Consider the following 23,198-nt stretch of genomic DNA (forward strand, 5'->3'; position numbering starts at 1 on the left):
GCGATGGCGGTCTATCTCCTGCGGCGGCTGCTGCAATCCGCCCTCGTCATGCTGGCGATGTCGGTCATCGTCTTCATCGGCGTCTATGCGATCGGCGACCCGGTCGAGATCCTGATCTCGCCGGACGCGGACCAGATGGAGCGCGAGCGCGCGATCAAGGCGCTCGGCCTCGACCTGCCGCTGTGGCAGCAATACCTGTCCTTCCTGGCCAACGCGCTGCGCGGCGACCTCGGCCGCAGCTTCGTCTTCAACGAGCCGGCGCTGCAGCTCATCCTGCAGCGCATGCCGGCGACGCTGGAGCTGGCCTTCGGCGCCATGTTCATCGCGCTGCTGATCGGCCTGCCGCTCGGCCTTTACGCCGGGCTCAAGCCGCACTCGGCCGGCGCCAAGGTGGTGATGGCCGGCTCCATCCTCGGCTTCTCGCTGCCCACCTTCTGGGTCGGGCTGATGCTGATCATGGTGTTCGCCGTGCAGCTCGGCTGGCTGCCCTCCACGGGGCGCGGCCCGACGGTCGAGGTGCTCGGCCTGCGCTGGTCCTTCCTGACCTGGGACGGGCTGCGCCACCTGGCGATGCCGGCGCTGAACCTGGCCTTGTTCAAGATCAGCCTCGTCATCCGCCTGACCCGCGCGGGCGTGCGCGAGACGATGCTGATGGACTACGTGAAGTTCGCCCGCGCCAAGGGCCTCAGCCCCGCGCGCGTCACCTATGTGCACGTCTTCAAGAACATCCTGATCCCGGTCGTCACCGTGGTCGGGCTGGAGCTCGGCTCCACCATCGCCTTCTCGGTGGTGACGGAGAGCGTCTTCGCCTGGCCGGGCATGGGCAAGCTGATCATCGACAGCATCAACGTGCTCGATCGCCCCGTGATCGTCGCCTACCTGATGATCATCGTGCTGATGTTCATCACCATCAACCTGCTGGTGGACCTCGCCTATTCGGCGCTCGACCCGCGGGTGCGGCTGGAGAACAAGTGAGATGAGCGCCTCGACCGCTTCCCCCGCCGCCACGACGCCCGCCCGGGCGCCCAAGGTGGAGACGCCCTGGCGCCGCTTCGTTTCCGAGTTCTGCGAGAGCAAGCTGGCGCTGGCCGGGCTGATCGTCTTCGCGATCATCGTCTTCATCGCCATCTTCGCGCCCTGGCTGTCGCCGCAGAACCCCTACGACCTGGCGCAGCTCGACATCATGGACGGCCGGCTGGAGCCGGGCGCGCGCGACGGCGCGGACACCATGACCTACTGGCTCGGCACGGACGACCAGGGGCGCGACATGCTGTCGGGCATCATGTACGGGCTGCGCATCTCGCTGCTGGTGGGCGCGGGCTCGGCGATCATCGCCTGCGCCGTCGGCGCCTCGCTCGGCCTGCTCGCCGCCTATGCGGGCGGGCGGACCGACACCGTCATCATGCGCCTCGTCGACCTGCAGCTCTCCTTCCCGACCATCCTGGCGGCGCTGATGATCCTGGCCTTCCTGGGCAAGGGCATCTTCAACGTCGTCATCGCGCTGGTGATCGTGGAATGGGCCTACTACGCCCGCACCGTGCGCGGCACGGCGCTGGTGGAGCGGCGGCGCGAATACATCGAGGCGGCGCAGTGCCTGGCGCTGCCGACGCGCCGCGTCATCTTCCGCCACCTGCTGCCGAACTGCCTGCCGCCGCTGATCGTCGTCGCCACCATGCAGATCGCCCGCGCCATCGCGCTGGAGGCGACGCTCTCCTTCCTCGGCCTCGGCGTGCCGATCACCGAGCCCTCGCTCGGCCTGCTGATCTCGAACGGCTACGAGTACATGCTGTCCGGCAAGTACTGGATCAGCTTCTATCCCGGCATCGCGCTGCTCATCACCATCGTCTCGATCAACCTGGTGGGCGACCAGATGCGCGACGTGCTCAATCCGCGACTGAAGAAGTAAGGGGCCGTATGTCTCAGACCCAGATGCAGACGAGCTCCCGGGCGGCCGCCACCGCCGCCGCGCCCACGCTCGAGGTGCGCGACCTGCAAACCCACTTCTTCACCCGCGCCGGCGTGGTGAAGGCGGTGGACGGCGTCTCCTTCACCGTCGGCCGCGGCAAGGTGCTGGGCCTGGTGGGCGAGTCCGGCTCCGGCAAGACGGTGACGGGCTTCTCCATCCTCGGCCTGGTGGACGCGCCGGGCCGCATCGTCGGCGGCGAGATCCTGTTCCACGGGCAGAACCTCGCCCGGCTCAAGGAGGAGGAGATGCGGCAGCTGCGCGGCAACCGCATCGCCATGATCTTCCAGGACCCGATGATGACGCTGAACCCGGTGCTCCGGGTCGACACGCAGATGATCGAGACCGTGCTGGCCCACACCAAGGTCAGCAAGGAGGAGGCCCGCCAGCGCGCCCGCGACACGCTGGGCATGGTGGGCATCCCCTCCCCGGACGAGCGGCTCAAGAGCTACCCGCACCAGTTCTCGGGCGGCATGCGCCAGCGCGTGGCCATCGCCATCGCCCTGCTGCACCGCCCCGAGCTGATCGTGGCCGACGAGCCGACCACCGCGCTCGACGTGACCATCCAGGCGCAGATCCTGGCCGAGGTGCAGAAGCTCTGCGCCGAGACCGGCACGGCGATGATCTGGGTGACGCACGACCTGTCCGTGGTCGCCGGTCTCGCCGACGACATCGCGGTCATGTATGCCGGCCGGGTGGTGGAGCGCGGCGCGGTGAGCGAGGTGCTGGACCAGCCGCTGCACCCCTACACCCATGGCCTGATCGGCAGCGTGCCCAGCCGCAACAAGCGCGGCGAGAAGCTGCGGCAGATCCCGGGCATGACGCCCTCGCTGCTGAGCCTGCCGCCGGGCTGCGCCTTCCGCACCCGCTGCCCCCGCGCCCAGGAGGACTGCGCCCGCGACCCGGCGCTGTCCGAGCTGCTGCCCGGCCGGCTGGCGCGCTGCTTCCATCCGCATGTGGCCACCCATGGGTCGGCCGTCCAAGGTTCGGTCACTCAGGGGAGCCCCGCATGAGCACGACCAGCACCGTCCGTTCGGCCGCCTCCGTGGCGGCCGGCGAGGCCGCCGCGCCCATCATCGAGCTGAGGAACGTTTCCAAGCGCTTCTCCAAGAAGCTCGACTTCGCCGGCAAGATCGCCCAGAAGCTCGGCGCGCCGGTGAAGGACGAGACCGTCCACGCCGTGGACGGCGTCGACCTCGTGGTGCGCAAGGGCGAGGTGGTCGGGCTGGTGGGCGAGTCCGGCTGCGGCAAGTCCACCCTGGGCCGCATGGTGGCCGGCATCATGCCCGCCTCGGGCGGCGAGATCTTCTGGCACGGCCGGCCGCTCAACAGCCTGAGCGGCGCCGAGGCGCGCCACGCCAAGCTGCAGACCCAGATGATCTTCCAGGACCCCTATGCCAGCCTGAACCCGCGCATGCGGGTGGCCGACATCGTGGGCGAGGCGCCGCTGGTGCACGGCCTGACCCGCCGGGCCGAGTGGGATGCCTATGTCGACAACCAGATGCGCCGCGCCGGGCTCGACCCGGCCTTCAAGCGCCGCTACCCGCACCAGTTCTCGGGCGGCCAGCGGCAGCGCATCGGCATCGCGCGCGCGCTCGCCGTGCAGCCCGAGTTCATCGTCTGCGACGAGGCGGTGGCGGCGCTCGACGTCTCCATCCAGGCGCAGATCCTGAACCTGTTCATGGAGCTGCGGCAGGAGCTGAACCTCACCTACCTGTTCATCAGCCATGATCTCGGTGTGGTGGAGCACCTCTCCGACCGCGTGGTGATCATGTATCTGGGCCGGGTGGTGGAGGAGGCGCCGGCCGAGGAGATCTTCGCCCGCGCCAACCACCCCTACACCCAGGCCCTGCTGGCCGAGGTGCCGCGGATCGAGGCGCGCAAGAAGAGCTTCGCCGGCATCAAGGGGGAGATCCCGTCGCCGCTGGCGCCGCCGCCGGGCTGCCACTTCCACCCGCGCTGCCCGCACGCCTTCGACCGCTGCCGGGTGGAGCGGCCGGCGCTGAAGGAGATCGCGCCCGGCCACAAGAGCGCCTGCCACCTGAACGACAAGGTGGCGTGAGGAGGAGGGGCCGGGGCCTTGCGGTCCCGGCCCTTTCCTTGCGAGGGAGGCGGGCATGCGACGCCTCCTGCTTTCCTGTCTCCTGCTCCTGCCCGCCTGCGCCATGAGCGCCTCTCGCGAGGTGGAGCTGGCGCGGCGGAGCCTGGTCGGCCTCAGCCGGGCGGATCTCTATGTCTGCGCGGGCTTTCCCAGCAAGCGCGAGCGCATCGACGTGGTGCGCGAGATGCTGTCCTACGAGCTGAAGGGCAACCAGGGCAGCGGCCTGAACGTGACGCTGCCCGTGGTGGGCGACCTCACCCTGACCGGCGGCAGCGGCTACTGCCACGCCACCTTCGAGCTGATCGACGCCCGTGTGACGCGGGTGGGCTTCGCCGGCGACAAGGACGTGCCGGCCGCGCCGGGCGCCGTCTGCGCGCCGCTGATCCGGGAATGCCTCCGCCCCCTCGGCGCGCCGGCAGGCCCGCCCGCGGAGGCGCCCACCGAGTGAGGCGGAAAGGCTATTCCTCCTCCGCCTCCGCCACCGGCAGGATGGCGGTCTCCTTGGCGGAGGTGATGGCGAGGATGGTTTCCGTCCGCTCCACCCCGGCCTGCCCGCGCACCTGCTCCGCCACGAAGCGCTCCAGCGCGGCGAGGTCGGGCAGGCGCAGCTTCAGCAGGAAGGTCCAGGCGCCGGTGACGTGGTGGCATTCCAGCACCGGCTCGGCCGCGCGCATGGCGGTGCGGAAGGCGTTCTCCTCCCGCCCGGGGCGGATGGAGACGAAGACGAAGGCGAGCAGTGGGCAGCCGATGGCGGCGGGGTCGAGGTCGGCGCGCCAGCCGCGGATGGTGCCGCGTTCCTCGAGGCGCTTCACCCGCTCGGCGGTGGCGGAAACCGACAGGCCGGCCACCTTGGCGAGTTCGGCGAGGCCCGCCGCCCCATTGTCCTGCAGGGCGACGAGGATGTTCCGGTCGATGGCGTCCATGCCGCGAGTTTATCCGGCGTTTTACGCCGGGGAAACGTGCGGGCGCGCGATTTCGGGAAAGGCGTGGCGGAGGAGGGCGATTTCCGCGCCTCCGCTCCGCCCAGGCTGGATCAGATCAGGCTGGATCAGATCAGGCTGGATCAGATCGGGCCGGATCAGATGTAGTGCTCGGCCAGCGGCGCGAAGCCGTTGAAGCCCTGGCTGGCATAGGTGGTGACATAGGCGCCGGTGGAGAGCAGCTCCACCCGGTCGCCGCATTCCAGCGCCAGCGGCAGGCGGTAGTTGGACTTCTCGTACAGCGTGTCGGTGCTGTCGCAGGTGGGGCCGGCGATGGTCACCGGACCCTCGGCGCCGCCGTCATGCGGGGTGCGGAAGGCGTACTTGATCGCCTCGCCCTCGGTCTCGGCCAGGCCGCCGAAGCGGCCGATGTCGAGATACACCCAGCGCACCGGGTCGTCCTTCTCCTTGCGGGAGACGAGCACGACCTCGGAGGAGAGCACGCCCGCATCGCCCACGATGAAGCGGCCCGGCTCCACCACGATCTCGGGCAGGGCATTGCCGAAATGCTCGACCATGGCGCCCATGATGGCGGCGCCGAACTCGTCGATCTCCGGCACCTCGGCGCGGTAGCGCACGGGATAGCCGCCGCCGAGATTGGCCATGCGGAGGTTGATGCCGGCTTCCTTCAGGTCGGTGAACAGCATGGCGACACGCGCGATCGCGGCCTCGTAGGCGGCGGTGCGGGTCTGCTGGCTGCCGACATGGAAGGAGATGCCATAGGGGTCGAGGCCGAGGTCGCGCGCCATCACCATCAGGTCGCGCGCCATCTCCACCTCGCAGCCGAACTTCTTCGACAGCGGCCATTCGGCGCCGACATTGCCCACCAGGATGCGGCAATACACCTTGGCGCCCGGCGCGGAGCGGGCCAGCTTGCGCAGCTCCGGCTCGGAGTCGAAGGCGAACATGCGCACGCCCGCCGCGTAGGCGGCCTGGATGGCGCTCTCCTTCTTCACCGTGTTGCCGAAGGAGATGTCCTGCGGGCGCGCGCCGGCATCGAGGCACAGGCGCACCTCTTCCAGCGAGGCGGCGTCGAAGCAGGACTGCAGGTCGACCAGCCGGCCCAGGATGGGGGCGGCCGGGTTCGCCTTCACCGCGTAGTAGATGCGGGCCAGCGGCATGGCGGCCTTCAGGCGGCCATAGTTCTCCGCGACGCGGTCCACGTCGACGACGAGGCAAGGCGTCGCCGGGGCGGCGTCGCGCAGGAAGCGGGAGACCTTGGGGGTCATCGCACACCCTCCAGTTCCAATAGGAGGACCGCCCCCAGAAGAGGCGCGGCCCCAAGTTGACGAAACGGTCGAACGAACCAGCGACCAAAGAAGGACCGGTGTCGGGCTCGCGCCTTTGCCGGGGTTGCCAGAACGCTTGACGTCGTTGCGTAAACCTTTGGCCGGGAAGAACCGGCCTGGGGCCAGAGGCACGTGCGTACTGCGTCTGCGGGGGCATATAGAGATCTCTGCCCCGGGCGCAAAGCATTTTCGGGCCTCCGCCCGGGTTTTTTCCGCATGTCTCCCCTGCGCGGCCGGAAACTTACCGAGCGGCCATGGAAGTGGCGGGAAGGCTCGCGCGTGAAAGCTGTGCCTGGGGCGAATCCCTCCGATTCCACTCTGCCGGCCTCCCGCCCTTGACGGCCAGAGGCCGGGCCCTTTTTCCCCGCTGCCCCCCATTCATTGCCCTGGCGGCGGCTGCGCGTTCTCGCGCTTCGGGTCGAGCGGCGCCTGGAGCGGGGCGCCGGGCACCTTGTGGCGGGTTTCCCGCCCTGGCGGGGCGGCCGGGGCGAGGCAGGGGGCGGCGCGCGCCGCCCTTAACGGATCATCCCCGCCAGCGGGCTGGAGGCGTCGGCGGCGTAGTTGCGCGGCATGCGGCCGGCGAGATGGGCATGCCGCCCCGCCTCCACCGCCGCCTTCATGGCGCGGGCCATGCGCACCGGGTCCTTCGCATGGGCGATGGCGGAGTTCAGCAGCACGGCGTGGCAGCCCAGCTCCATCGCCTGCGCCGCCTCGCTCGCCGTGCCGATCCCGGCATCGACCAGCACCGGCACGCGGGCCTGCTCGATGATGGAGCGCAGCATGAAGGGGTTGGTGAGGCCAAGGCCGGAGCCGATCGGCGCGCCGAGCGGCATCACCGCGACGCATCCCATTTCCTCCAGCCGCTTCGCCGCCAGCGGGTCGTCGGCGCAGTAGACCATCACCTGGAACCCGTCCCGGATGAGGGCCTGCGCCGCCTCGAAGGTGGCGGGCATGTCCGGGTAGAGGAAGGGCGGGGGGCCCAGCACCTCCAGCTTCACCAGGTTCCAGCCGCCCGCCTCCCGCGCCAGGCGCAGCGTGCGCACCGCCTCCTGCGCGGTGTGGCAGCCCGCCGTGTTGGGCAGGTAGGTGTAGCGCTGTGGGCTGACGAAATCCTGCAGCATGGGCGCGTTGCGGTCGGCCAGGTTCACCCGGCGCACCGCCACCGTCACCATCTCGGCGCCGCTTGCCTCGATGGCCGCCGCCGTCTCCTCCAGCGACTTGTACCGCCCCGTGCCGACCACGAGGCGCGAGCGGAAGCGGTGCCCTGCCACCTCCCAAGAATCGTCGGCCTGGTTCTGATGGTTCTGGTGTCCGTCCATGCGCTCAGCCCCCGCCGATGAAATGCACGATCTCAAGCGTGTCGCCCGCCGCCAGATGGGTCGCGGCATAGGCGGAGCGCGGCACGATCTCCAGGTTCCGCTCCACCGCCACCTTGCGCACGTCCAGGCTGAGCGTGCCCAGCAGGTCGGCCACGGTCGCGTCCCGCTGGATGAAACGGGTCTCCCCGTTGATGGTGATCTCGATGCTGTCCGCCATGCCGGGGAATGTGGCCCGATGCGGCGCGGGGGGGAAGGGGGAAGGGCGCCGCGCGGCCCCTTCCGGAAAGCCGGCGCGGCTCAGATGGCGAGCGGTGCCGGCGCCTGCGGCGTGCCGGGGCCGGCCGGCAGGGTGGCCGGGCCGGGCGCGGGGGCGGCGGCCGGCGCCCCGGCGGGGGCCTCGGGCAGGGGCGGCAGGGGCTCCTCGGCCGGTGCTGCTGGCTGGGGCGCTGCCGGCAAGGGGGCCGCTGGCAGGGGCGCCGCGGAAGGCGGAGAGGCGGGCGCGGGAGAGGCGGGGGCCGGCGCCGGGCCGGGCAGGTTCTCGTTCTGCACGGTGTAGTCCGGCACGATGCGCGCCTGCGCGCCGGCGATCACCAGCACCTTCTGCCCCAGCGCCAGCGGCGTCTCGTCGCGCTGCACCACGGAAACCATGTCGCCATTGGCCTTGCGCACGATGTATTCGTAGCCGGGCGCGGAGCCGACGCCCTGTTCCACCGCCGTGCCGAGCAGGCCGCCGAGCAGCCCGCCGCCGATGCCGGCAAAGGCGGAGGTGATGTCGCCGCCCCCCACCCGCGTGCCGGCGACGCCGCCGGCGGCCGCGCCGGTCACCGCGCCGGTGGCGCCATCGGCCGAGATCTCGATCTGCCGGCGGCCGGCCACCACCCCCTGCTCCACCTTGTTGGCCTGCTGCACGGCGCGGCTGGCATAGGTGTCGGGCGAGTAGCTGGGGCTGCAGGCGGCGAGCCCGCCCAGCATGATGGCCAGCAGGCCGGTCCTGGCGGCATGGGTCATGGCGGCCCTTTCATCCTTCGCGGCTTACGCTGCGGCGCAACCTAGAAAGCCCGCCTCCCGCTGTCATCCCGCGACGGTGTCGCTTCTGCCATACGAAGTGTTGCGGGGCGCCGCCGCCGGGGCCGTGCGGGTCCGCCCCGCCTCCGGCTGTAACTTTCCCGCACCTCCCGGGTTGGGCGTGCGATGGCCCGCCGCCCGCCGCGCCGGGCCGGTCCCACGACCCATCCCGGTCCCCGAGGAGTTCGGCCCGTGCCCGGTTCACCCCCGCTCCCCGCCACCCCGCCGCGCAGCCTGAACCCCACCGTGTTCATCGGCTCCGCCGTGCTGATCCTGGCCTTCGTGCTGTTCGGCGCCCTGGCACCGGGCGTCGCCGGCAGCGCCTTCGCCGCGCTGCAGGGCTGGATCACCGCCGAGCTGGGCTGGTTCTACCTGCTCGCGGTGGCGGTGTTCCTGCTGTTCGTCGTCTACCTGGCCATCAGCCGCCATGGCCGGGTGCGGCTGGGCCCCAACCATTCGGAGCCCGAATTCAGCTATGGCAGCTGGTTCGCCATGCTGTTCAGCGCCGGCATGGGCATCGGGCTGGTGTTCTTCGGCGTGGCCGAGCCGGTGACGCACTTCATGCTGCCGCCGGAAGGCGAGCCCGCCAGCATCGCCGCCGCCCGCGCCGCCATGCGGCTGAGCTACTTCCACTGGGGGCTGCATGCCTGGGCCATCTATGCCGTGATCGGCCTGGCGCTCGCCTATTTCAGCTTCCGCCACGGCCTGCCGCTGACCGTCCGCTCCGCCCTCTACCCGCTGGTGGGCGAGCGGATCCATGGCCCCATCGGCCATGCGGTGGACATCTTCGCGGTGATCGGCACCATGTTCGGCGTCGCCACCTCGCTGGGCTTCGGGGCGTTGCAGGTCAATGCCGGGCTTTCCCACGTGCTCGGCGTGCCGGTGGGCTTCGGCACGCAGCTCGCCCTCATCGCCGGCATCACCGCGCTGGCCACGCTCTCGGTGGCCACGGGGCTCGACAAGGGCATCAAGTTCCTTTCCAACGCCAACCTGGTGATGGCGGCGGCGCTGATGGTGTTCGTCTTCGTCGTGGGCCCCACCACCTTCCTGCTGCGCACCTTCGTGCAGAACCTGGGCGGCTACATCGACCAGTTCGCGCTGCGCACCTTCCACATGTACGCCTACGACCCGAATGACTGGCTGGGCGACTGGACGCTGTTCTACTGGGGCTGGTGGATCGCCTGGTCGCCCTTCGTGGGCATGTTCATCGCCCGCATCTCGCGCGGCCGCACCATCCGGGAGTTCGTCCTCGGCGTGCTGCTGGTGCCCACCGGCTTCACCTTCGCCTGGATGACCGTGTTCGGCGACAGCGCCCTCTGGCTGCATCTCAGCGGCACCACGGAGGCCGTCTCCCAGGCGGTGCGGAGCGACATCACCCTGGCGCTGTTCGTGTTCCTGGAGCAGTACCCGCTGGCCACCCTCTCCTCCTGGCTGGCCATGGTGCTGATCGTCACCTTCTTCATCACCTCCGCCGACAGCGCGGCCCTGGTGGTCAGCACCATCACCGCCGGCGGGCGGAGCGAGGTGCCGCTCTGGCAGCGGCTCTTCTGGGCGATTGGCTCCGGCGTCATCGCCGCGGTGCTGCTGGCCTCGGGCGAGGGGCTGAGGGCGCTGCAGACCGCCGCCATCGCCAGCGCGCTGCCCTTCGCGGTGGTGATGCTGCTGATCTGCCATGGCCTGTTGCGCGGATTGCAGCGCGAGGGGCTGCGGCACGACGCGCTGGCGCAAAGCCTGCCGCCGCGCCAGGGCGGCTCCTGGCAGCGGCAGCTCCAGGGCATCCTGTCCCATCCGGGCCAGGCCGAGGTCCGGCGCTTCCTCGAGGATGTGGCGGCGCCCGCCCTGCGGGCGGTGGCGGAGGAGCTGCGCGGGCGCGGCCTTTCCGCCGCGCTCGACATGCGCGAGGGCCGGCTCCGGCTGGTTTCCATGCCCGGCGCGCCGGAGGAGTTCCACTACGGCATCCGCTCGCGCCGCTACGCCATGCCGAGCTTCTCCTATTTCGAGAGCGGCCCGGAGCAGGGCCAGCGCGAGCACTACTGGCGCGCCGAGGTGTTCCTGGAGGATGGCAGCCAGGATTACGACGTGATGGGACTGACGCGGGACGAGCTGATCCAGGACGTGCTGGCGCAGTATGACCGCCACTTCCAGTACCTGCACGCGGTCCGCTCGGTCTGAGCGGGGGCGGGGGGCGCAACCCGGCCGGCCGGGGCGGGTTGTCCCGGCACAACCCCTGGGCCAAGGAGCGCGTGCATGAGCCACCATCTTTCCGCCGAGATGCGCGCCTGCATCGAGAACTGCCTCCGCTGCTACAGCATCTGCCTGTCCAGCTTCTCCGGCCATTGCCTGGAGGCGGGCGGCGAGCACATCGCCCCCGCCCATGCGCGGCTGATGCTGGCCTGCGCCGAGATCTGCCGCACCTCGGCGCACTTCATGCTGCTGGGCACCCCGCACCACCGCCACACCTGCGCGGAATGCGCCGAGATCTGCCGCGAATGCGCCGCCGACTGCGAGCGGGTGGGCGGCATGGAGGAATGCGTGGCCGCCTGCCGCCGCTGCGCCGAGAGCTGCGCCGCCATGGCCGCCTGAGGGCGGAGGCGCGACCGGGCGGCGCCCGCCCCTCCAGCGGGGCGGCCGGCTTTCCTGGTGCTGCATGTGTCGTGGCGTAACAGGCGGCGCGGCGGGGCTTGACCGCGCGGCCCGCCGGGCCGAAACCGGATGCTTGCGGTGTTCGGACCCCCCGTGTTAGGCGCCGCCGCACCGCACCGGACGGAAGCCACACGTGAACCCGCCGCTGATCTTTGTTCTGAACGGTCCCAACCTGAACCTGCTCGGCACCCGCCAGCCGGAAATCTACGGTTCGGAGACGCTGGACGACATCGAGGCGCTCTGCGCCGAGACGGCGGACGCGCTGGACCTGGCGATCGACTTCCGCCAGACCAACGTGGAGGGCGAGCTGATCTCCTGGGTGCAGGAGGCGCGCAGCCACGCAGCGGGCATCGTCATCAATCCCGCCGGCTATTCCCACACCTCGGTCGCGCTGATGGACGCGCTGCTGGCCTCCGATCTGCCGGTGGTCGAGGTGCATCTGAGCAACATCCACCGCCGGGAGTCCTTCCGGCACCTGTCCTATGTGTCGCGCGCGGCGCAGGGCGTGATCTGCGGCCTCGGGCCGCATGGCTACGCCCTGGCCCTGCGCGGCATCGCCGGCATCCTGGCCCAGTCCGAGCAGGACTGAGAACCGCCAGGCCGCCGGCACAGAGAAGAAGGCTTCGCTGAGAAACGTCATGAGCGGCATTTCCTTCACTCCGGAGGCGATCCGGGCGCTCGCGCAGATCCTGCGTGAGACGGATCTGAGCGAGATCGAGCTGGCCGACGGCGAGAGCCGCCTGCGCGTCACCCGCAGCATCACCGTCGCCCAGGTGGCGGTGGCGGCGCCCGCGCCGGCGCCCGCAGCCCCCGCCCTGGCCGCGCCCGTGCCTGCCCCCGCCGCCGCCTCGGCCGAGGTCACGGGCAGCACGCCGGGCGCCGTCACCTCGCCCATGGTGGGCGTCGCCTATCTCGCGCCGGAGCCGGGCGCCGCGCCCTTCGTGCAGCTTGGCGCCAAGGTGGCGGCGGGGCAGACCCTGCTGCTGATCGAGGCGATGAAGACCTTCAACCAGATCAAGGCGCCCAAGGCCGGCACGGTCACGCGCATCCTGGTGGAGAGCGGCACGCCGGTCGAGTATGGCGAGCCGCTGATGGTGGTCGAGTAAAGGCACCCCGTGATGTTCAAGCCCGGGATGTTCAAGAAGGTGCTGATCGCCAACCGGGGCGAGATCGCGCTGCGCGTCCACCGCGCCTGCCAGGAGATGGCCATCCGCACCGTGGCGGTGCATTCCACCGCCGACGCCACCGCCATGCATGTGCGGCTGGCCGATGAGAGCGTCTGCATCGGGCCGCCCGCGGCGCGGGACAGCTACCTCAACGTGGCCGCCATCCTGTCGGCGGCCAGCATCACGGGGGCGGATGCCATCCACCCCGGCTACGGCTTCCTGTCCGAGAACGCCTCCTTCGCCGAGATGGTGGAGGCACACGGCTTCGCCTTCATCGGCCCGACGGCCGAGCATATCCGCATGATGGGCGACAAGATCGCCGCCAAGGACGCCATGCGGCGCCTGGGCGTGCCGCTCGTCCCCGGCAGCGACGGCGCGCTGGAAAGCCTCGAGGAGGCGCGCGCGGTGGCCGAGCGGATCATGTACCCCGTGCTGATCAAGGCCGCCGCCGGCGGTGGCGGGCGCGGCATGAAGGTGGCCCATTCGGCCGACGAGCTGGAGGAGGCCTGGCGGGTCGCCCGCACCGAGGCCAAGGCCGCCTTCGGCAACGACGCCGTGTACATGGAGAAGTATCTCGACCGCCCGCGGCACATCGAGCTGCAGGTGATGGCCGACATGCACGGCAACGTGGTGCATTTCGGCGAGCGCGACTGCTCCCTCCAGCGCCGCCACCAGAAGCTGGTGGAGGAGGCGGGCTCCCCCGCGCTCACCGCCGCCGAGCGCGAGGCGATCGGCGCGCAGGTGACGCAGGGCCTCTCGAAGCTCGGCTACCGCAATGCCGGCACGCTGGAGTTCCTGTGGCAGGACGGGCAGTTCTCCTTCATCGAGATGAACACCCGCCTGCAGGTCGAGCATCCCGTCACCGAGATGGTCTGCGGCGTCGATCTGGTGAAGGAGCAGCTCCGCGTCGCCGCGGGCGAGCGGCTGGGCTATGCCCAGGAGGACATCTCCTTCACCGGCCATGCCATCGAGTGCCGCATCACCGCCGAGGACCCGGAAAGCTTCGCGCCCTCGCCGGGCCGGGTGAACACCTACCACGCGCCGGGCGGCCTGGGCGTGCGGGTGGATAGCGCGCTCTATTCCGGCTACGCCGTGCCGCCGCACTATGACAGCCTGGTGGCCAAGCTGGTGGTGCACGGCAAGAGCCGCGCCGAGGCCATCTCCCGCATGCGCCGGGCGCTCTCCGAGATGGTGGTGGACGGCATCCGCACCACGCTGCCGCTGCACCAGCGCATCATGGAGGACCCCCAGTTCCAGTCGGGGGACTACACCATCCACTGGCTCGAACGCTTCGTCGGCCTGCGCGGCTGAGGCCGCGCGGCCGCCGGGCCCTTTTCCGCGCCGCCCTTTCCCGCGCCGGGCCGGATGGCCACGCCATGGCTGGCATCCTGGCCCGGGCGGCGTCATGATGGGGGCCATGTCCCGCCGTCCGGTGGAAATCACCCCCGACCTCCTGCTCCGCGCCTATCGCGCCGGCCTCTTTCCCATGGCGGAGTCGCGCGCCGGCAACCGCCTCTACTGGCTGGACCCGGAGCTGCGCGGCATCCTGCCGCTGGATGGCTTCCACCTGTCCCGCCGGCTGCGCCGCACCGTGCTGTCCGGCCCCTACACCGTGACGGCCGACACCGCCTTCCCCCAGGTGATCGCCGCCTGCGCCGCCCCCGCCCCGGGGCGGGAGGACAGCTGGATCAACCCCGAGATCGAGACGCTGTTCAACGACCTCCACCGCATGGGGCACGGCCATTCGGTGGAGACCTGGCGGGACGGGGAGCTGGTGGGGGGGCTCTACGGCGTGTCCCTGGGCGGCGCCTTCTTTGGCGAGAGCATGTTCAGCCGGGCGCGGGACGCCTCGAAGGTGGCGCTGGTGCATCTGGTGGCGCGGCTGCGGCTGGGCGGCTTCACCCTGCTGGACACCCAGTTCATCACCGGGCACCTGGAGCAGTTCGGCGCGACCGAGGTGCCGCGCGCCGTCTACCGGCAGCGCCTCGCTGAGGCGATGGCGGCGCCGGCCCGCTGGCTCGGCCAGCCGGAGGGGCTGGAGGAGGCCATCCTGGCGCTGCGGGCGGAGGCGGCGGGGCCGGCGGCCTGAGCCCCCCGCGGCTCAGTTGCGGGTGGGGGTCGCCGAGAGCAGGTCCTGCTCGGGCAGGGGCAGCTCCTCCAGCTCGGCCAGGAAGCTTTCCGCCCAGCGCGTGGCGGTCTGCTCCTCCAGGCCGCGCATCATGCTCTCCCACCGCTCGCGCCGCTCGGCCAGCGGCATCTTCAGCGCGCGGTCCAGCGTCTCGGCCATCGCCTCGGCGTCCAGCGGGTTCACCAGCAGGGCGCCCTCCATGGTTTCGGCGGCGCCGGCGAAGGAGGACAGCACCAGCACGCCCGGATCCTCCGGGTCCTGCGCCGCGACATACTCCTTGGCCACGAGGTTCATGCCGTCGCGCAGCGGCGTCACCAGCCCGACGCGCGCGGCGCGGTAGAAGCCGGCGAGCGTCTCGCGCGCCACGGCGCGGGCGACGTAGCGCACGGGCGTCCAGTCGAACTCGGCGTAGTCGCCGTTGATGCGGCCGGCAAGGGTGTCCAGCTCGCGCCGCAGGTTGCGGTAGCTCGCCACCTCGTTGCGGCTGCGCGCCGCCACCTGGAGGTAGGTGACGCGGTTCAGGTGCTCGGGGAACTTGGCCAGCAGGGCGGCGAAGCCGCGCATCCGGTGCGGCAGGCCCTTGGTGTAGTCCAGCCGCTCGGCGCCGACGATCAGCGAGCGGTCGCCCATGCTGGCGATCAGGCGCTGCGTCTCGGGGCCATAGGCGGCCTTGCGCGCCAGGGTGGCGAAGCCGCGCGTGTCGATGCCGATGGGATGGGCCGAGAGCTGGGTGCGGCGCTGCACCCCCGCCACCTCGCCGCGCACGCCGCCGGTGGCGTCCGGGGTGAGGCCGAGCCCGTCCTGGAAGCAGTTGATCATCCCCGCCAGGTCGCGCTTGGTCTGGACGCCGACGAGATCATAGGCCAGCAGGTCGCGCAGCAGCTGCTCGGCGTCGGGAAGCGCCGAGAGCACCGCGAAGGGCGGGAAGGGGATGTGCAGGAAGAAGCCGATGCGCTGCCTGGCACCCAGCGCCCGCAGCTCCGCCGCCATGGGGATGAGCTGGTAGTCGTGGATCCAGACGGTGTCCTCGGGCGTGAGCAGGGGGAGCAGGGCCTGCGCGAAATCCCGGTTCACCTTGCGGTAGGAGGCGGCCTCGGCCCGGTCATACTCCATGAGGCCGAGGCGGAAATGGAACAGCGGCCAGAGGGTGTTGTTGGAATAGCCGGCGTAGAAGCCCTTGTGGTCCTCGTCCGACAGGTCGATCGTGGCGTAGTCGATGCCGCCCGAGCGCACCTGGCGGGGCTCGAGCGAGGGGTTCCGGCGCGTCTCGCCGCTCCAGCCGAACCAGAGGCCGCCGCTGGCCTTGAGCACGTCCTTCAGCGCCACGGCCAGGCCGCCGGCCGAGGGCTCGCCCCGCCGCGGCACCGCCACGCGATTGGAGACGACGACTACCCGCCCCACAGACCGTGCTCCCACGAACGGCTCAAACGCATTGCCGACAGGATCAGGCCAACATGGGAATAGGTCTGAGGAAAGTTCCCCCAGAGCTGGTTCCGTTTCGGGTCCAGGTCCTCGGCGAGTAGCCCCAGGTGATTCCGGCACGACAGGATGCTCCCGAACATGGCACGCGCTTCCTCCGTCCGGCCGGCGGCTGCAAGGGCGTCCACGTACCAGAACGAGCAAACGAGGAAGGCGGTTTCAGGTTTCCCGAAATCGTCCGACATGTCGTAACGGTAGAGGAATCCGTCATGCATCAGCCGGCGCCCGACCATGTCGAGGGTGCCGAGGAAGCGCGGGTCGGTGGCCGGCAGGAAGCCGATCTCGGGCAGCAGCAGCAGCGCCGCGTCCATGCCGTCGCTCTCGAAGCTTTCCACGAAGCTGCCCAGATGCGGGCGGAAGGCCTTCTCGCAGATCACCGCGTGCAGCTCGCGGGCCGACCGTGCCCAGCGCTCCGCCCGGTCGTGCAGGCCCAGATGCTTGGCGATGCCGGAAAGCCGCGCCATGCCCGCCCAGCACATGGCGGCCGAGAAGGTGTGGATGCGCGCGCGCCCGCGATATTCCCAGATGCCGGCATCGGGCGTCAGCGCCCGCGCCTCGGCCTGCTCGCCCAGCTTCTCCAGCAGCCGGAACAGCGGCTCGCCGGCGGGGCGGGACAGGCGCTGGTCGAAGAACATCTGCGCCGCGGCCATGATGACCGAGCCGTAGACGTCGTTCTGCACCTGCTCGGCCGCCTGGTTGCCGACCCGCACCGGCCCCATGCCCAGGAAGCCGGGGAGCGATTCCTCGATCCGTTCCGGCATGGGAAGGGAAGGTACCAGGGGATAGCAGGGTTTCAAAACCCCGCCCGGGGAGATCGCCACCACGTTAGTGACGTAGCGGATGTACTCCTCCATCGTCCGCGTGGTGCCCAGCCGGTTCAGCGCCTGCACCGTGAACAGCGCGTCGCGCAGCCAGCAGTAGCGGTAGTCCCAGTTGCGCTCGGTGTTTGCCGCCTCGGGGATGGAGGTGGTCAGCGCCGCCACCACCGCCCCCGTCTCCTCGAAGGTGCAGAGCTTGAGGGTGATGGCGGCGCGGATCACCGCCTCCTGCCACTCGAAGGGCAGGTGCAGGCCGCGCGTCCAGTCCAGCCAGTAGGCTTCCGTCTCGCGGATGAACTCCTGGCCCAGCGCCTCCGCCCCTTCCGGCACCGTCTCGTCCGGGCCCAGGATGAGCGTGACGGGCTGGTCGAGCAGGAAGGGCGCCTCCTCGGCCAGGCAGGCCAGCGGCGCGTCGGTGGTGACGCGCAGCGCCGAATCGTCGGTGAAGTAGCGCAGGTGGTTGGAGCCGGCGCGCCGCACCGGCCTGTCCTTGCCCCAGTGGGCGCGGGGGCGGATGCGCAGCCGGATCAGCGGCTGGCCGGCCAGCGGCTCGATCCGCCGCACCAGCATGGGGGGGCGGAAGTTGCGGCCGAAGCGGCGGAAGCGCGGCGCCGCGTCGATGATGCGCAGCCGCCCGCCCTGCTCGTCCTCCAGTTCCGTTTCCAGCACGGCGGTGTTGCGGCGATAGGCCTGCCGGGTCTGCTTGAGCCCGACCAGCTCGCATTCCATGAACCCGTCCTCCGGCTCCACGCCGCCGAGCAGGGCGGAGAAGATCGGGTCGCCGTCGAAGCGCGGCCAGCAGAGCCAGGAGCAGCGCCCCTTGCGGTCGAACAGCCCCGCGATGATGCCGTTGCCGACAGGGGCGAGGTCGAGCGGCTGGCTCATGCCGGCATCCTCTCGGCGATGCGGCCAAGCCAGTGCAGCACCGCCGCAGGGCCGGGAAAGTCGCGCGGGATGCGGTAGCCGGTGCCGCCGAGCGCCTTGCAGGCCTCGATGCCGAACTCGTCGGTCACGTCGTCGCCGATGAAGATGGGCACGCGGCCGGCAAAGGGCGGGTGGCGCATCAGCCAGGAAACGGCGACGCCCTTGTCCGTGGCGCGCGGGCGCAGCTCGGCCGCGGCATGGGCGGGCAGCACCTGGAACTCGCTGCCGGCGGCAAGGCCGTGCAGGAAGGCGGCCGTCTCCTCGCCGCGCTCCGGCACGGCGCGGAAATGCAGCACGAAGCCATGCTTCTTCTCCTCCAGCAGCAGGCCGGGCCGGGCCTCCACGAAGGCTTCCGCCGCGGCGCGCCACGCCTCGGGCGGAAAGGGCGGCGGCGGCATGGGCGGGATGGCGGCGCCGGGCAGGGCGGAGGCGTCGATGATGGTGCCGTGCTCGGCGGCGAAGGCGATGGGCGGGGTGCCGGCCAGCCCTCCCCGGGTCAGCGCCCGCGCCACCTCCAGCCCGCGTCCGGTGACGATGGCCACCGCCCCGCCGAGGCCCGCCGACAGCCGCGCCAGCAGCGGCGGCAGCTGCGGCGGCACCACCACGGCATCCGGCCGGGGCGCGATCTCGAGCAGGGTGCCGTCGAGGTCCAGGAAAAGCGCGGCGTCGCGCTGGGGCAGGGGCGGGCTGTCCGGAAAGGCGTTATGCTCCATGGTGTTCCGATATGGCTGGATGCGGAGGGATGGGGAACCCTGGGCCGGGGATCTCTTTCCCCAAATCCCGCGGCGGCCCGCAGGATGGAGCACGCTGGCGGGATTGTGACCCGCCCGCCCGCCTTCCGCCACCCGTCGCTGCCCCCCCCGGCCGGCGCCCCCGGGCCGGCGCCAACGGGTGGGAACCACCGGGGCGGAATCAGCCGGCCGGCCTCAGGAGCATTCCAGCACGCGCAGGTCGTAGACCGGGTGCTCCAGCATCGACACGCCCGGGGCGTTGGCGAACATCCAGCCGCGGAACACCGGGATGCCGCGCGAATCGTTGCGGGTTTCCAGCACCTCCAGCCAGGCGGCGGCGTCCGGCACCTCCTCGGGGGGACGGGCGTTGCAGGCATGCACGATCACCCGCAGCGTGCCGAAGCCGACCGGCTGGCCGACCGGCGTGTCGAGAAGGGTGATGCGCGCCGTCACCTTGTCCAGCGCCTGGAGCCGGGCGTTGCGCTTAGGCACCCAGCCCGGGTCCTGCGGCTGGGCGCGGGCGGGCGGGGCCGGCAGGGCGGCGGCACCCAGCAGCAGGCCGAGCAGCAGCGCCGGCAGGCGGCGGCGCATCAGCCGGCGCTCCCGGCGCCCGGGGTAGGACCAGGGGCAGGACCAGAAGGGGCCCCGGCGCGGCGCGGGCTGGGCAGGGACTGCACCAGCTCGGCCAGGATGCGGCGCATCGCCGCCTCGTCCACGCCCATCAGCACGGCGTCCTCCAGCAGGTCCCGCAGCATGGCCGCCGCTTCCCGGTGGTTCTCGGCCAGCACCTTCAGCTTCTCGCGGCAGGAAACGGGCTGGCCGTTGGCGCCCGGCCAGCGGGCCGGCGGCTCCAGGCTCATGGCCGGCCGGAAGGCGCGGGCGCCGGGCCCTGGGGCTGCTCGCCCTCCTGCTGGCGCGCGGTGTTCGAGGTCAGCTCGGTCACCGAGAAGATGAAGCGCCCGAGCAGCGACTCGAGGCTGACGGCGGACTGGGTGATGCCGATCTCCTGGCCGTCCCGCAGCATGGTCTCGGAGCCGCCCGGCACCAGCGCGACATACTTGCCGCCCAGCAGGCTTTCCGAGGTGATCTCGGCCGAGCTGTCCTCGGGGATGGCGATGCCGGAATCGACGCGCAGCCGCAGCACCGCGAGATAGGTCTGCGGGTCGATGCGCTGCTCCAGCACGCTGCCCACCTTGACGCCGCCGATGCGCACGTCGGCGCCGGGGGTCAGCCCGTCGATGCGGTCGAACTTGGCGCTGAGGGTGATGCCGCCGCTGCCGCCGCCCAGGCTGCGCCCGGACTGGCCCAGCGCGAAGGCCAGGAAGACGGCCGCCACCAGCACCACCACGGCGCCGGTGAGGATCTCGGCGATGTTGCGTCCCTGCATGCGGCTGCCCGCGACCTTTCCTGGGAGGACCTGCCCGGACACGGCCTCAGCCACCCGGGGTCCAGGCTTCGTAGTCGCCGGCCGTGGGGGCGCGGCGGGCGCCGGCGTAGTCGTGACCCGGCGGGCGGTAGGCCTGGGCGGTGCCGGTCAGGTTGCGCTGGTGCTCGCGCTGCCAGGGGTAGCGCTTCTGCTCGGAAAGCGGCGCGTCGGTCACGTGGTGCAGCCAGCAATGCCATTCGGGCGGCACGGTGGTCGGGTCCGGCTCGCCGGCATAGAGCACGAAGCGGCGCTTGCGGCCATAGCCGAGCCAGGACTTGCGGCTCTCGTAATAGGTGTTTCCGAAGCGGTCGGTGCCGATCTTGCTGGCGGTGAGGCCAGTGGTCAGCCGCTGCAGGAAGGACATGTCTCGGTCGGTTCCATGGCTGGGCGAGGGGATCGCGGTTACGGCCTCGCTCCCGGGGGGAGAGGGGGGTGTGCGCCGCCGGCTTCCTTCGCACATGCGGCGGCCGGGGGGAAGGGTGGCACGGAAGGGGGCTTCCCCTCCACCGCCGGCACGGCACCATATTGGCCGCCTGTTTGCTGATTTACCACCATATGCGGCTTCCGCGTGGGGCGGGGCAGCGGTAGCCTGGACGCATGGCACGGATCATGGCCGGGGTTTCCGGCACCTCCTGGGAAGGTCTCGCGCTGCGGCGCGCGCGCGCGGCGGCCGACCCGGATTCCGCGCCGCGCGCCGTCGCTCTCCCGGCGAGCTGGGAGGATGGCGCGGCCGAGGCCCTGGCGGCGCTGGCCCCCGGCTCCGGCCCCGTCTCGCTGCCCGCCCTGGCCGAGGACTGGATCGGCCGCCTCGCCGCCCGCGCCGTGTCGCTGAAGCTGCTGGAGGCGGCGGAGGCCGAGGCCCTGGCGCGGGCGCTGCGCGCCCTGCTGCTGGCCCGGCGCGGCGCCCCCGGCGCCAGCCTGTGGCGCAACGACGCCAAGGCCGAGCCGCGCTTCGTGCTGAACCTGCCCGCCTTCCTGGACGAGGCGGGCGGCTTCGACCACGCCGCCTATGCCGCGGCCACCGGCACCGCCGTGCGGGCGCTGGAGGTGGCAACGGGCGGCAAGGCCACGCGGCTGCGCGTCGGCTTCGCCGACCTCGCCGGGCTGCTGGCGGCGCTGGGCCTGGCCTACGACTCGGCCGAGGCGCGCGATGTCGGCACCTGCCTGTCCGCCCTGACGCGCGGCGCCGCCGAGCAGGCCAGCGCCGCCCTGGCCGAGCGCCTGGGCGCGCGGGAGCCCGCCGCGCTGCTGTGGCCGGCGCCGCCCGCCCGCTGCGCCGTGCCCGGCCTCGCCGCCGCCGCCCGCCGCGCGCTGGATGCCGCCGGCGCCACACAGGGGCTGCGCCATGCCGGCTGCTTCGCCCTGACGGTGCCCGACGCGGCCGAGGCGCTGCTCGGCATCGAGACGGGCGGCCTCGCCCCCGCCCAGGGCGCCACCCGGCTGGCACGCGACGAAGCGGGCCGGGTGGCGGAGCAGCCCACCCTGGCCGCGCGCCGCGCCATGGCCTGGCAGGGCGAGCGGGCCATGGCGCTGCTGGCCCCCATGCCCGATTCGGCGCGCGAGGCGATGGAAGCCGCCATCCGCCCCTACCTGCACGCCGCGAGCCCGGTGCCGGCGGCCCGGCCGCTGCCGGCGCGCCCGTTGCCGCCGCCGCGCCCCGCTGCCGCCCATGGGGCCGCCCATGGGACCGCTCCCGGCCTCGCCCGGCACGGGCAGGTGTGGCGCGTCGTGGTCGGCGGCCACCGCGTCACGCTGCGCGCCACCCACGCGGCCACGGGCGGGCTGGCCGAGATCGGGCTTTCCGCCGGCGGCAAGGAGGGCAGCGGCTCCCGCGGCCTGCTTGAAGGCCTGGTCCGGTCGGTGAACATCGGCCTCGCGCGCGGCGTGCCGCTGTCGGACTATGTCGGCAGCTTCGCCTATGCCCGCTTCGGCCCCGCCGGCGCGGTGGAGGGCGATCCCGAGATCCTTTGCGCCACCTCGGTGCTGGACTGGGCCTTCCGCCGGCTGGCCATCGCGCATCTGGGGGGCGAGGAGGCGCGGCGCCTCTGGCCCGATCCTTCGCCGGAGGAATGCGCGGCGGAGGCCGCCTTCACGCCGGGCGACCGGGGCCCGATGCTGCCGCTGGACCTGCCGGCGCAGCCCTCGCCCGCCGCCCGGCGGCGCACCCTCCGCCTGGTGGGCTGAGCGGCGCCGCTTCCTTCCGACGCATCTGAGAGGAGTTTGTCCCATGGCCGGACGCATCGAGTCGCGCCTCGCCGAGCTTGGCATCACCCTGCCCGTGCCAGCGGCGCCGGTGGCCAACTATGTGCCCTTCACCGTGCTGGCGGGCGGCACGCTGGTGGTGGTTTCCGGCCAGGTGCCGATGCGCGAGGGCAAGGTGGCCTTCACCGGCAAGCTGGGCGAGGTGATCGACATCGAGACGGGGCAGCAGGCGGCGCAGCTCTGCCTGATCAACGTGCTGGCGCAGCTCCGGGCGGCGGTGGGCGACCTCGACCGGGTGACGCGCGTGGCGCGCCTCGGCGGCTTCATCGCCGCGGGCCCCGGCTTCACCCAGCACGCCCAGGTGATGAACGGCGCCTCCGACCTCGCCGTGGCGGTGTTCGGCGAGGCGGGGCGGCATGCCCGCAGCACCATCGGCGTGCCCTCCCTGCCGATGGACGCGGCGGTCGAGGTCGAGGGGATGTTCGAGGTGGCGGCGTGAGCACGGCGCTGCCGTCGATCGAGGTCAGCGACGCGGCCGACGCGGATGCGCAGGGCGTGGTGCTCCAGGGCATCCTCGCCTTCAACGAGGCGGCGGTGGGCCCATCCGGCCGCCGCCCGCTCTCGGTGCTGGTGCGCGACCCGGAAACGGGCGCGGTGCGCGGCGGCCTGACCGGGCGCACGGACAAGAAGTGGCTGTTCATCGAGCTGTTCTACCTGCCCGAGGACCTGCGCCGCGGCGGCCTCGGCGCCGAGCTGATCGCGCGGGCGGAAGCGGAGGCGAAGGCGCGCGGCTGCGTCGGCGCCTGGCTGGACAGCTACAGCTTCCAGGCGCCGGAGTTCTACCGCAAGCAGGGCTACACCGAGTTCGGCCATGTGCCGGACAACCCGCCCGGCCATGTGCGCCACTTCTTCCGCAAGGTGTTCTGAGCGGCTCCGGCTGGACGGAACAGCCAGGGGCGGGGCG

26 protein-coding genes are annotated in these 23,198 nt (G+C 71.9%); 14 read left to right on the top strand and 12 right to left on the bottom strand.

The window, feature by feature from the left end; all coding sequences use genetic code 11:
* The first annotated feature begins 3 nt into the window (after positions 1-3).
* The 5 genes from CR162_RS15515 to CR162_RS15535 are packed head-to-tail and all read left to right on the top strand — an operon-like array spanning position 4 to position 4,512.
* Positions 4-975: an ABC transporter permease gene (locus tag CR162_RS15515; protein WP_099096446.1), complete on the top strand. Its 972-nt coding sequence runs from the start codon at positions 4-6 to the stop codon at positions 973-975.
* Between the two features lies 1 nt (position 976).
* Complete coding sequence (locus tag CR162_RS15520; protein ID WP_099096447.1) at positions 977-1,906, top strand: ABC transporter permease; 930 nt, start codon at positions 977-979, stop codon at positions 1,904-1,906.
* A 23-nt stretch (positions 1,907-1,929) separates the two neighbouring features.
* Positions 1,930-2,976, top strand: a complete 1,047-nt coding sequence (locus tag CR162_RS15525) for an ABC transporter ATP-binding protein (RefSeq protein ID WP_099096448.1) — start codon at positions 1,930-1,932, stop codon at positions 2,974-2,976.
* Positions 2,973-4,025, top strand: coding sequence for an ABC transporter ATP-binding protein (locus CR162_RS15530; protein WP_099096449.1), 1,053 nt, complete (start codon positions 2,973-2,975; stop codon positions 4,023-4,025). Before CR162_RS15525 ends, CR162_RS15530 begins: the two co-directional genes overlap by 4 nt.
* A gap of 55 nt (positions 4,026-4,080) precedes the next feature.
* The gene (locus tag CR162_RS15535; protein ID WP_099096450.1) at positions 4,081-4,512 is read left to right on the top strand and encodes a hypothetical protein; all 432 of its coding nucleotides are present in this window, start codon (positions 4,081-4,083) and stop codon (positions 4,510-4,512) included.
* 10 nt (positions 4,513-4,522) lie between these two features.
* On the opposite strand, the gene CR162_RS15540 is transcribed toward CR162_RS15535, so the two are convergent.
* From CR162_RS15540 to CR162_RS15560, 5 genes are all read right to left on the bottom strand, one after another.
* On the bottom strand, positions 4,523-4,987 hold the full coding sequence (locus CR162_RS15540) for an Lrp/AsnC family transcriptional regulator (protein ID WP_099096451.1): 465 nt from the start codon (positions 4,985-4,987) through the stop codon (positions 4,523-4,525).
* Positions 4,988-5,142: 155 nt separating this feature from the next.
* Positions 5,143-6,273: a type III PLP-dependent enzyme gene (locus CR162_RS15545; RefSeq protein ID WP_099096452.1), complete on the bottom strand. Its 1,131-nt coding sequence runs from the start codon at positions 6,271-6,273 to the stop codon at positions 5,143-5,145.
* A gap of 575 nt (positions 6,274-6,848) precedes the next feature.
* Positions 6,849-7,652, bottom strand: a complete 804-nt coding sequence (locus tag CR162_RS15550; protein WP_099096453.1) for a thiazole synthase — start codon at positions 7,650-7,652, stop codon at positions 6,849-6,851.
* A gap of 4 nt (positions 7,653-7,656) precedes the next feature.
* The gene (gene thiS, locus CR162_RS15555; RefSeq protein WP_099096454.1) at positions 7,657-7,869 is read right to left on the bottom strand and encodes a sulfur carrier protein ThiS; all 213 of its coding nucleotides are present in this window, start codon (positions 7,867-7,869) and stop codon (positions 7,657-7,659) included.
* Between the two features lie 80 nt (positions 7,870-7,949).
* Positions 7,950-8,660, bottom strand: coding sequence for an outer membrane lipoprotein (locus CR162_RS15560; RefSeq protein WP_176559870.1), 711 nt, complete (start codon positions 8,658-8,660; stop codon positions 7,950-7,952).
* Between the two features lie 249 nt (positions 8,661-8,909).
* Between CR162_RS15560 and CR162_RS15565 the strand changes: the two genes are divergently transcribed.
* The 6 genes from CR162_RS15565 to aat all read left to right on the top strand — a co-directional run bounded on the left by CR162_RS15565 (position 8,910) and on the right by aat (position 14,615).
* A complete protein-coding gene (locus CR162_RS15565) occupies positions 8,910-10,889 on the top strand; it encodes a BCCT family transporter (protein WP_245870407.1) in 1,980 nt (659 codons plus the stop codon).
* 75 nt (positions 10,890-10,964) lie between these two features.
* Positions 10,965-11,300, top strand: a complete 336-nt coding sequence (locus CR162_RS15570) for a four-helix bundle copper-binding protein (RefSeq protein ID WP_099096456.1) — start codon at positions 10,965-10,967, stop codon at positions 11,298-11,300.
* A gap of 193 nt (positions 11,301-11,493) precedes the next feature.
* A complete protein-coding gene (gene aroQ / locus CR162_RS15575; protein WP_099096457.1) occupies positions 11,494-11,949 on the top strand; it encodes a type II 3-dehydroquinate dehydratase in 456 nt (151 codons plus the stop codon).
* Between the two features lie 49 nt (positions 11,950-11,998).
* The gene (gene accB, locus CR162_RS15580; RefSeq protein WP_099096458.1) at positions 11,999-12,466 is read left to right on the top strand and encodes an acetyl-CoA carboxylase biotin carboxyl carrier protein; all 468 of its coding nucleotides are present in this window, start codon (positions 11,999-12,001) and stop codon (positions 12,464-12,466) included.
* A gap of 27 nt (positions 12,467-12,493) precedes the next feature.
* Positions 12,494-13,837: an acetyl-CoA carboxylase biotin carboxylase subunit gene (gene accC / locus CR162_RS15585; protein WP_099096485.1), complete on the top strand. Its 1,344-nt coding sequence runs from the start codon at positions 12,494-12,496 to the stop codon at positions 13,835-13,837.
* 106 nt (positions 13,838-13,943) lie between these two features.
* Entirely contained in the window at positions 13,944-14,615 is a 672-nt protein-coding gene (gene aat, locus CR162_RS15590) for a leucyl/phenylalanyl-tRNA--protein transferase (protein WP_099096459.1), read from the top strand.
* A 12-nt stretch (positions 14,616-14,627) separates the two neighbouring features.
* Here the strand turns inward: aat and CR162_RS15595 are convergent, their stop codons facing one another.
* The 7 genes from CR162_RS15595 to CR162_RS15625 form a co-directional block, all read right to left on the bottom strand.
* Positions 14,628-16,055, bottom strand: coding sequence for an alpha,alpha-trehalose-phosphate synthase (UDP-forming) (locus CR162_RS15595; protein WP_099096460.1), 1,428 nt, complete (start codon positions 16,053-16,055; stop codon positions 14,628-14,630).
* On the bottom strand, positions 16,043-17,836 hold the full coding sequence (locus tag CR162_RS15600; RefSeq protein WP_099096461.1) for a glycoside hydrolase family 15 protein: 1,794 nt from the start codon (positions 17,834-17,836) through the stop codon (positions 16,043-16,045). The genes CR162_RS15595 and CR162_RS15600 overlap by 13 nt, the downstream gene beginning before the upstream one ends.
* Positions 17,833-18,588, bottom strand: a complete 756-nt coding sequence (gene otsB, locus CR162_RS15605; RefSeq protein WP_099096462.1) for a trehalose-phosphatase — start codon at positions 18,586-18,588, stop codon at positions 17,833-17,835. The genes CR162_RS15600 and otsB overlap by 4 nt, the downstream gene beginning before the upstream one ends.
* 213 nt (positions 18,589-18,801) lie before the next feature.
* Positions 18,802-19,197: a DUF2155 domain-containing protein gene (locus CR162_RS15610; RefSeq protein WP_099096463.1), complete on the bottom strand. Its 396-nt coding sequence runs from the start codon at positions 19,195-19,197 to the stop codon at positions 18,802-18,804.
* Positions 19,197-19,466, bottom strand: a complete 270-nt coding sequence (locus tag CR162_RS15615; protein ID WP_099096464.1) for a hypothetical protein — start codon at positions 19,464-19,466, stop codon at positions 19,197-19,199. Before CR162_RS15615 ends, CR162_RS15610 begins: the two co-directional genes overlap by 1 nt.
* A complete protein-coding gene (gene mlaD, locus CR162_RS15620; RefSeq protein WP_099096465.1) occupies positions 19,463-19,993 on the bottom strand; it encodes an outer membrane lipid asymmetry maintenance protein MlaD in 531 nt (176 codons plus the stop codon). The genes CR162_RS15615 and mlaD overlap by 4 nt, the downstream gene beginning before the upstream one ends.
* A gap of 46 nt (positions 19,994-20,039) precedes the next feature.
* Positions 20,040-20,396: an NADH-ubiquinone oxidoreductase subunit NDUFA12 family protein gene (locus tag CR162_RS15625; protein ID WP_099096466.1), complete on the bottom strand. Its 357-nt coding sequence runs from the start codon at positions 20,394-20,396 to the stop codon at positions 20,040-20,042.
* A gap of 233 nt (positions 20,397-20,629) precedes the next feature.
* Between CR162_RS15625 and CR162_RS15630 the strand changes: the two genes are divergently transcribed.
* From CR162_RS15630 to CR162_RS15640, 3 genes are read left to right on the top strand one after another with little or no spacing between them, the layout of a single operon-like run.
* Positions 20,630-22,216 (top strand): TSCPD domain-containing protein, encoded by a 1,587-nt coding sequence (locus CR162_RS15630; RefSeq protein WP_141563174.1) that lies wholly within the window; start codon positions 20,630-20,632, stop codon positions 22,214-22,216.
* 43 nt (positions 22,217-22,259) lie between these two features.
* A complete protein-coding gene (locus CR162_RS15635; RefSeq protein ID WP_099096468.1) occupies positions 22,260-22,733 on the top strand; it encodes a RidA family protein in 474 nt (157 codons plus the stop codon).
* Complete coding sequence (locus CR162_RS15640; protein ID WP_218014912.1) at positions 22,730-23,161, top strand: GNAT family N-acetyltransferase; 432 nt, start codon at positions 22,730-22,732, stop codon at positions 23,159-23,161. Before CR162_RS15635 ends, CR162_RS15640 begins: the two co-directional genes overlap by 4 nt.
* Positions 23,162-23,198 lie beyond the last annotated feature (37 nt).

The sequence above is a fragment of the Teichococcus rhizosphaerae genome (assembly GCF_002631185.1).
Taxonomy (GTDB): Bacteria; Pseudomonadota; Alphaproteobacteria; order Acetobacterales; family Acetobacteraceae; genus Pseudoroseomonas; species Pseudoroseomonas rhizosphaerae.

Bases quoted from the DNA above. Each gene is read 5' to 3' on its own strand.
- CR162_RS15515 (WP_099096446.1), top strand. From the start codon at position 4: ATGGCGGTCTATCTCCTGCGGCGGCTGCTGCAATCCGCCCTCGTCATG.
- CR162_RS15520 (WP_099096447.1), top strand. From the start codon at position 977: ATGAGCGCCTCGACCGCTTCCCCCGCCGCCACGACGCCCGCCCGGGCG.
- CR162_RS15525 (WP_099096448.1), top strand. From the start codon at position 1,930: ATGCAGACGAGCTCCCGGGCGGCCGCCACCGCCGCCGCGCCCACGCTC.
- CR162_RS15530 (WP_099096449.1), top strand. From the start codon at position 2,973: ATGAGCACGACCAGCACCGTCCGTTCGGCCGCCTCCGTGGCGGCCGGC.
- CR162_RS15535 (WP_099096450.1), top strand. From the start codon at position 4,081: ATGCGACGCCTCCTGCTTTCCTGTCTCCTGCTCCTGCCCGCCTGCGCC.
- CR162_RS15540 (WP_099096451.1), bottom strand. From the start codon at position 4,987: ATGGACGCCATCGACCGGAACATCCTCGTCGCCCTGCAGGACAATGGG.
- CR162_RS15545 (WP_099096452.1), bottom strand. From the start codon at position 6,273: ATGACCCCCAAGGTCTCCCGCTTCCTGCGCGACGCCGCCCCGGCGACG.
- CR162_RS15550 (WP_099096453.1), bottom strand. From the start codon at position 7,652: ATGGACGGACACCAGAACCATCAGAACCAGGCCGACGATTCTTGGGAG.
- thiS (WP_099096454.1), bottom strand. From the start codon at position 7,869: ATGGCGGACAGCATCGAGATCACCATCAACGGGGAGACCCGTTTCATC.
- CR162_RS15560 (WP_176559870.1), bottom strand. From the start codon at position 8,660: ATGACCCATGCCGCCAGGACCGGCCTGCTGGCCATCATGCTGGGCGGG.
- CR162_RS15570 (WP_099096456.1), top strand. From the start codon at position 10,965: ATGAGCCACCATCTTTCCGCCGAGATGCGCGCCTGCATCGAGAACTGC.
- accB (WP_099096458.1), top strand. From the start codon at position 11,999: ATGAGCGGCATTTCCTTCACTCCGGAGGCGATCCGGGCGCTCGCGCAG.
- accC (WP_099096485.1), top strand. From the start codon at position 12,494: ATGTTCAAGAAGGTGCTGATCGCCAACCGGGGCGAGATCGCGCTGCGC.
- aat (WP_099096459.1), top strand. From the start codon at position 13,944: ATGTCCCGCCGTCCGGTGGAAATCACCCCCGACCTCCTGCTCCGCGCC.
- CR162_RS15600 (WP_099096461.1), bottom strand. From the start codon at position 17,836: ATGAGCCAGCCGCTCGACCTCGCCCCTGTCGGCAACGGCATCATCGCG.
- otsB (WP_099096462.1), bottom strand. From the start codon at position 18,588: ATGGAGCATAACGCCTTTCCGGACAGCCCGCCCCTGCCCCAGCGCGAC.
- CR162_RS15610 (WP_099096463.1), bottom strand. From the start codon at position 19,197: ATGCGCCGCCGCCTGCCGGCGCTGCTGCTCGGCCTGCTGCTGGGTGCC.
- CR162_RS15615 (WP_099096464.1), bottom strand. From the start codon at position 19,466: ATGAGCCTGGAGCCGCCGGCCCGCTGGCCGGGCGCCAACGGCCAGCCC.
- mlaD (WP_099096465.1), bottom strand. From the start codon at position 19,993: ATGCAGGGACGCAACATCGCCGAGATCCTCACCGGCGCCGTGGTGGTG.
- CR162_RS15625 (WP_099096466.1), bottom strand. From the start codon at position 20,396: ATGTCCTTCCTGCAGCGGCTGACCACTGGCCTCACCGCCAGCAAGATC.
- CR162_RS15630 (WP_141563174.1), top strand. From the start codon at position 20,630: ATGGCACGGATCATGGCCGGGGTTTCCGGCACCTCCTGGGAAGGTCTC.
- CR162_RS15635 (WP_099096468.1), top strand. From the start codon at position 22,260: ATGGCCGGACGCATCGAGTCGCGCCTCGCCGAGCTTGGCATCACCCTG.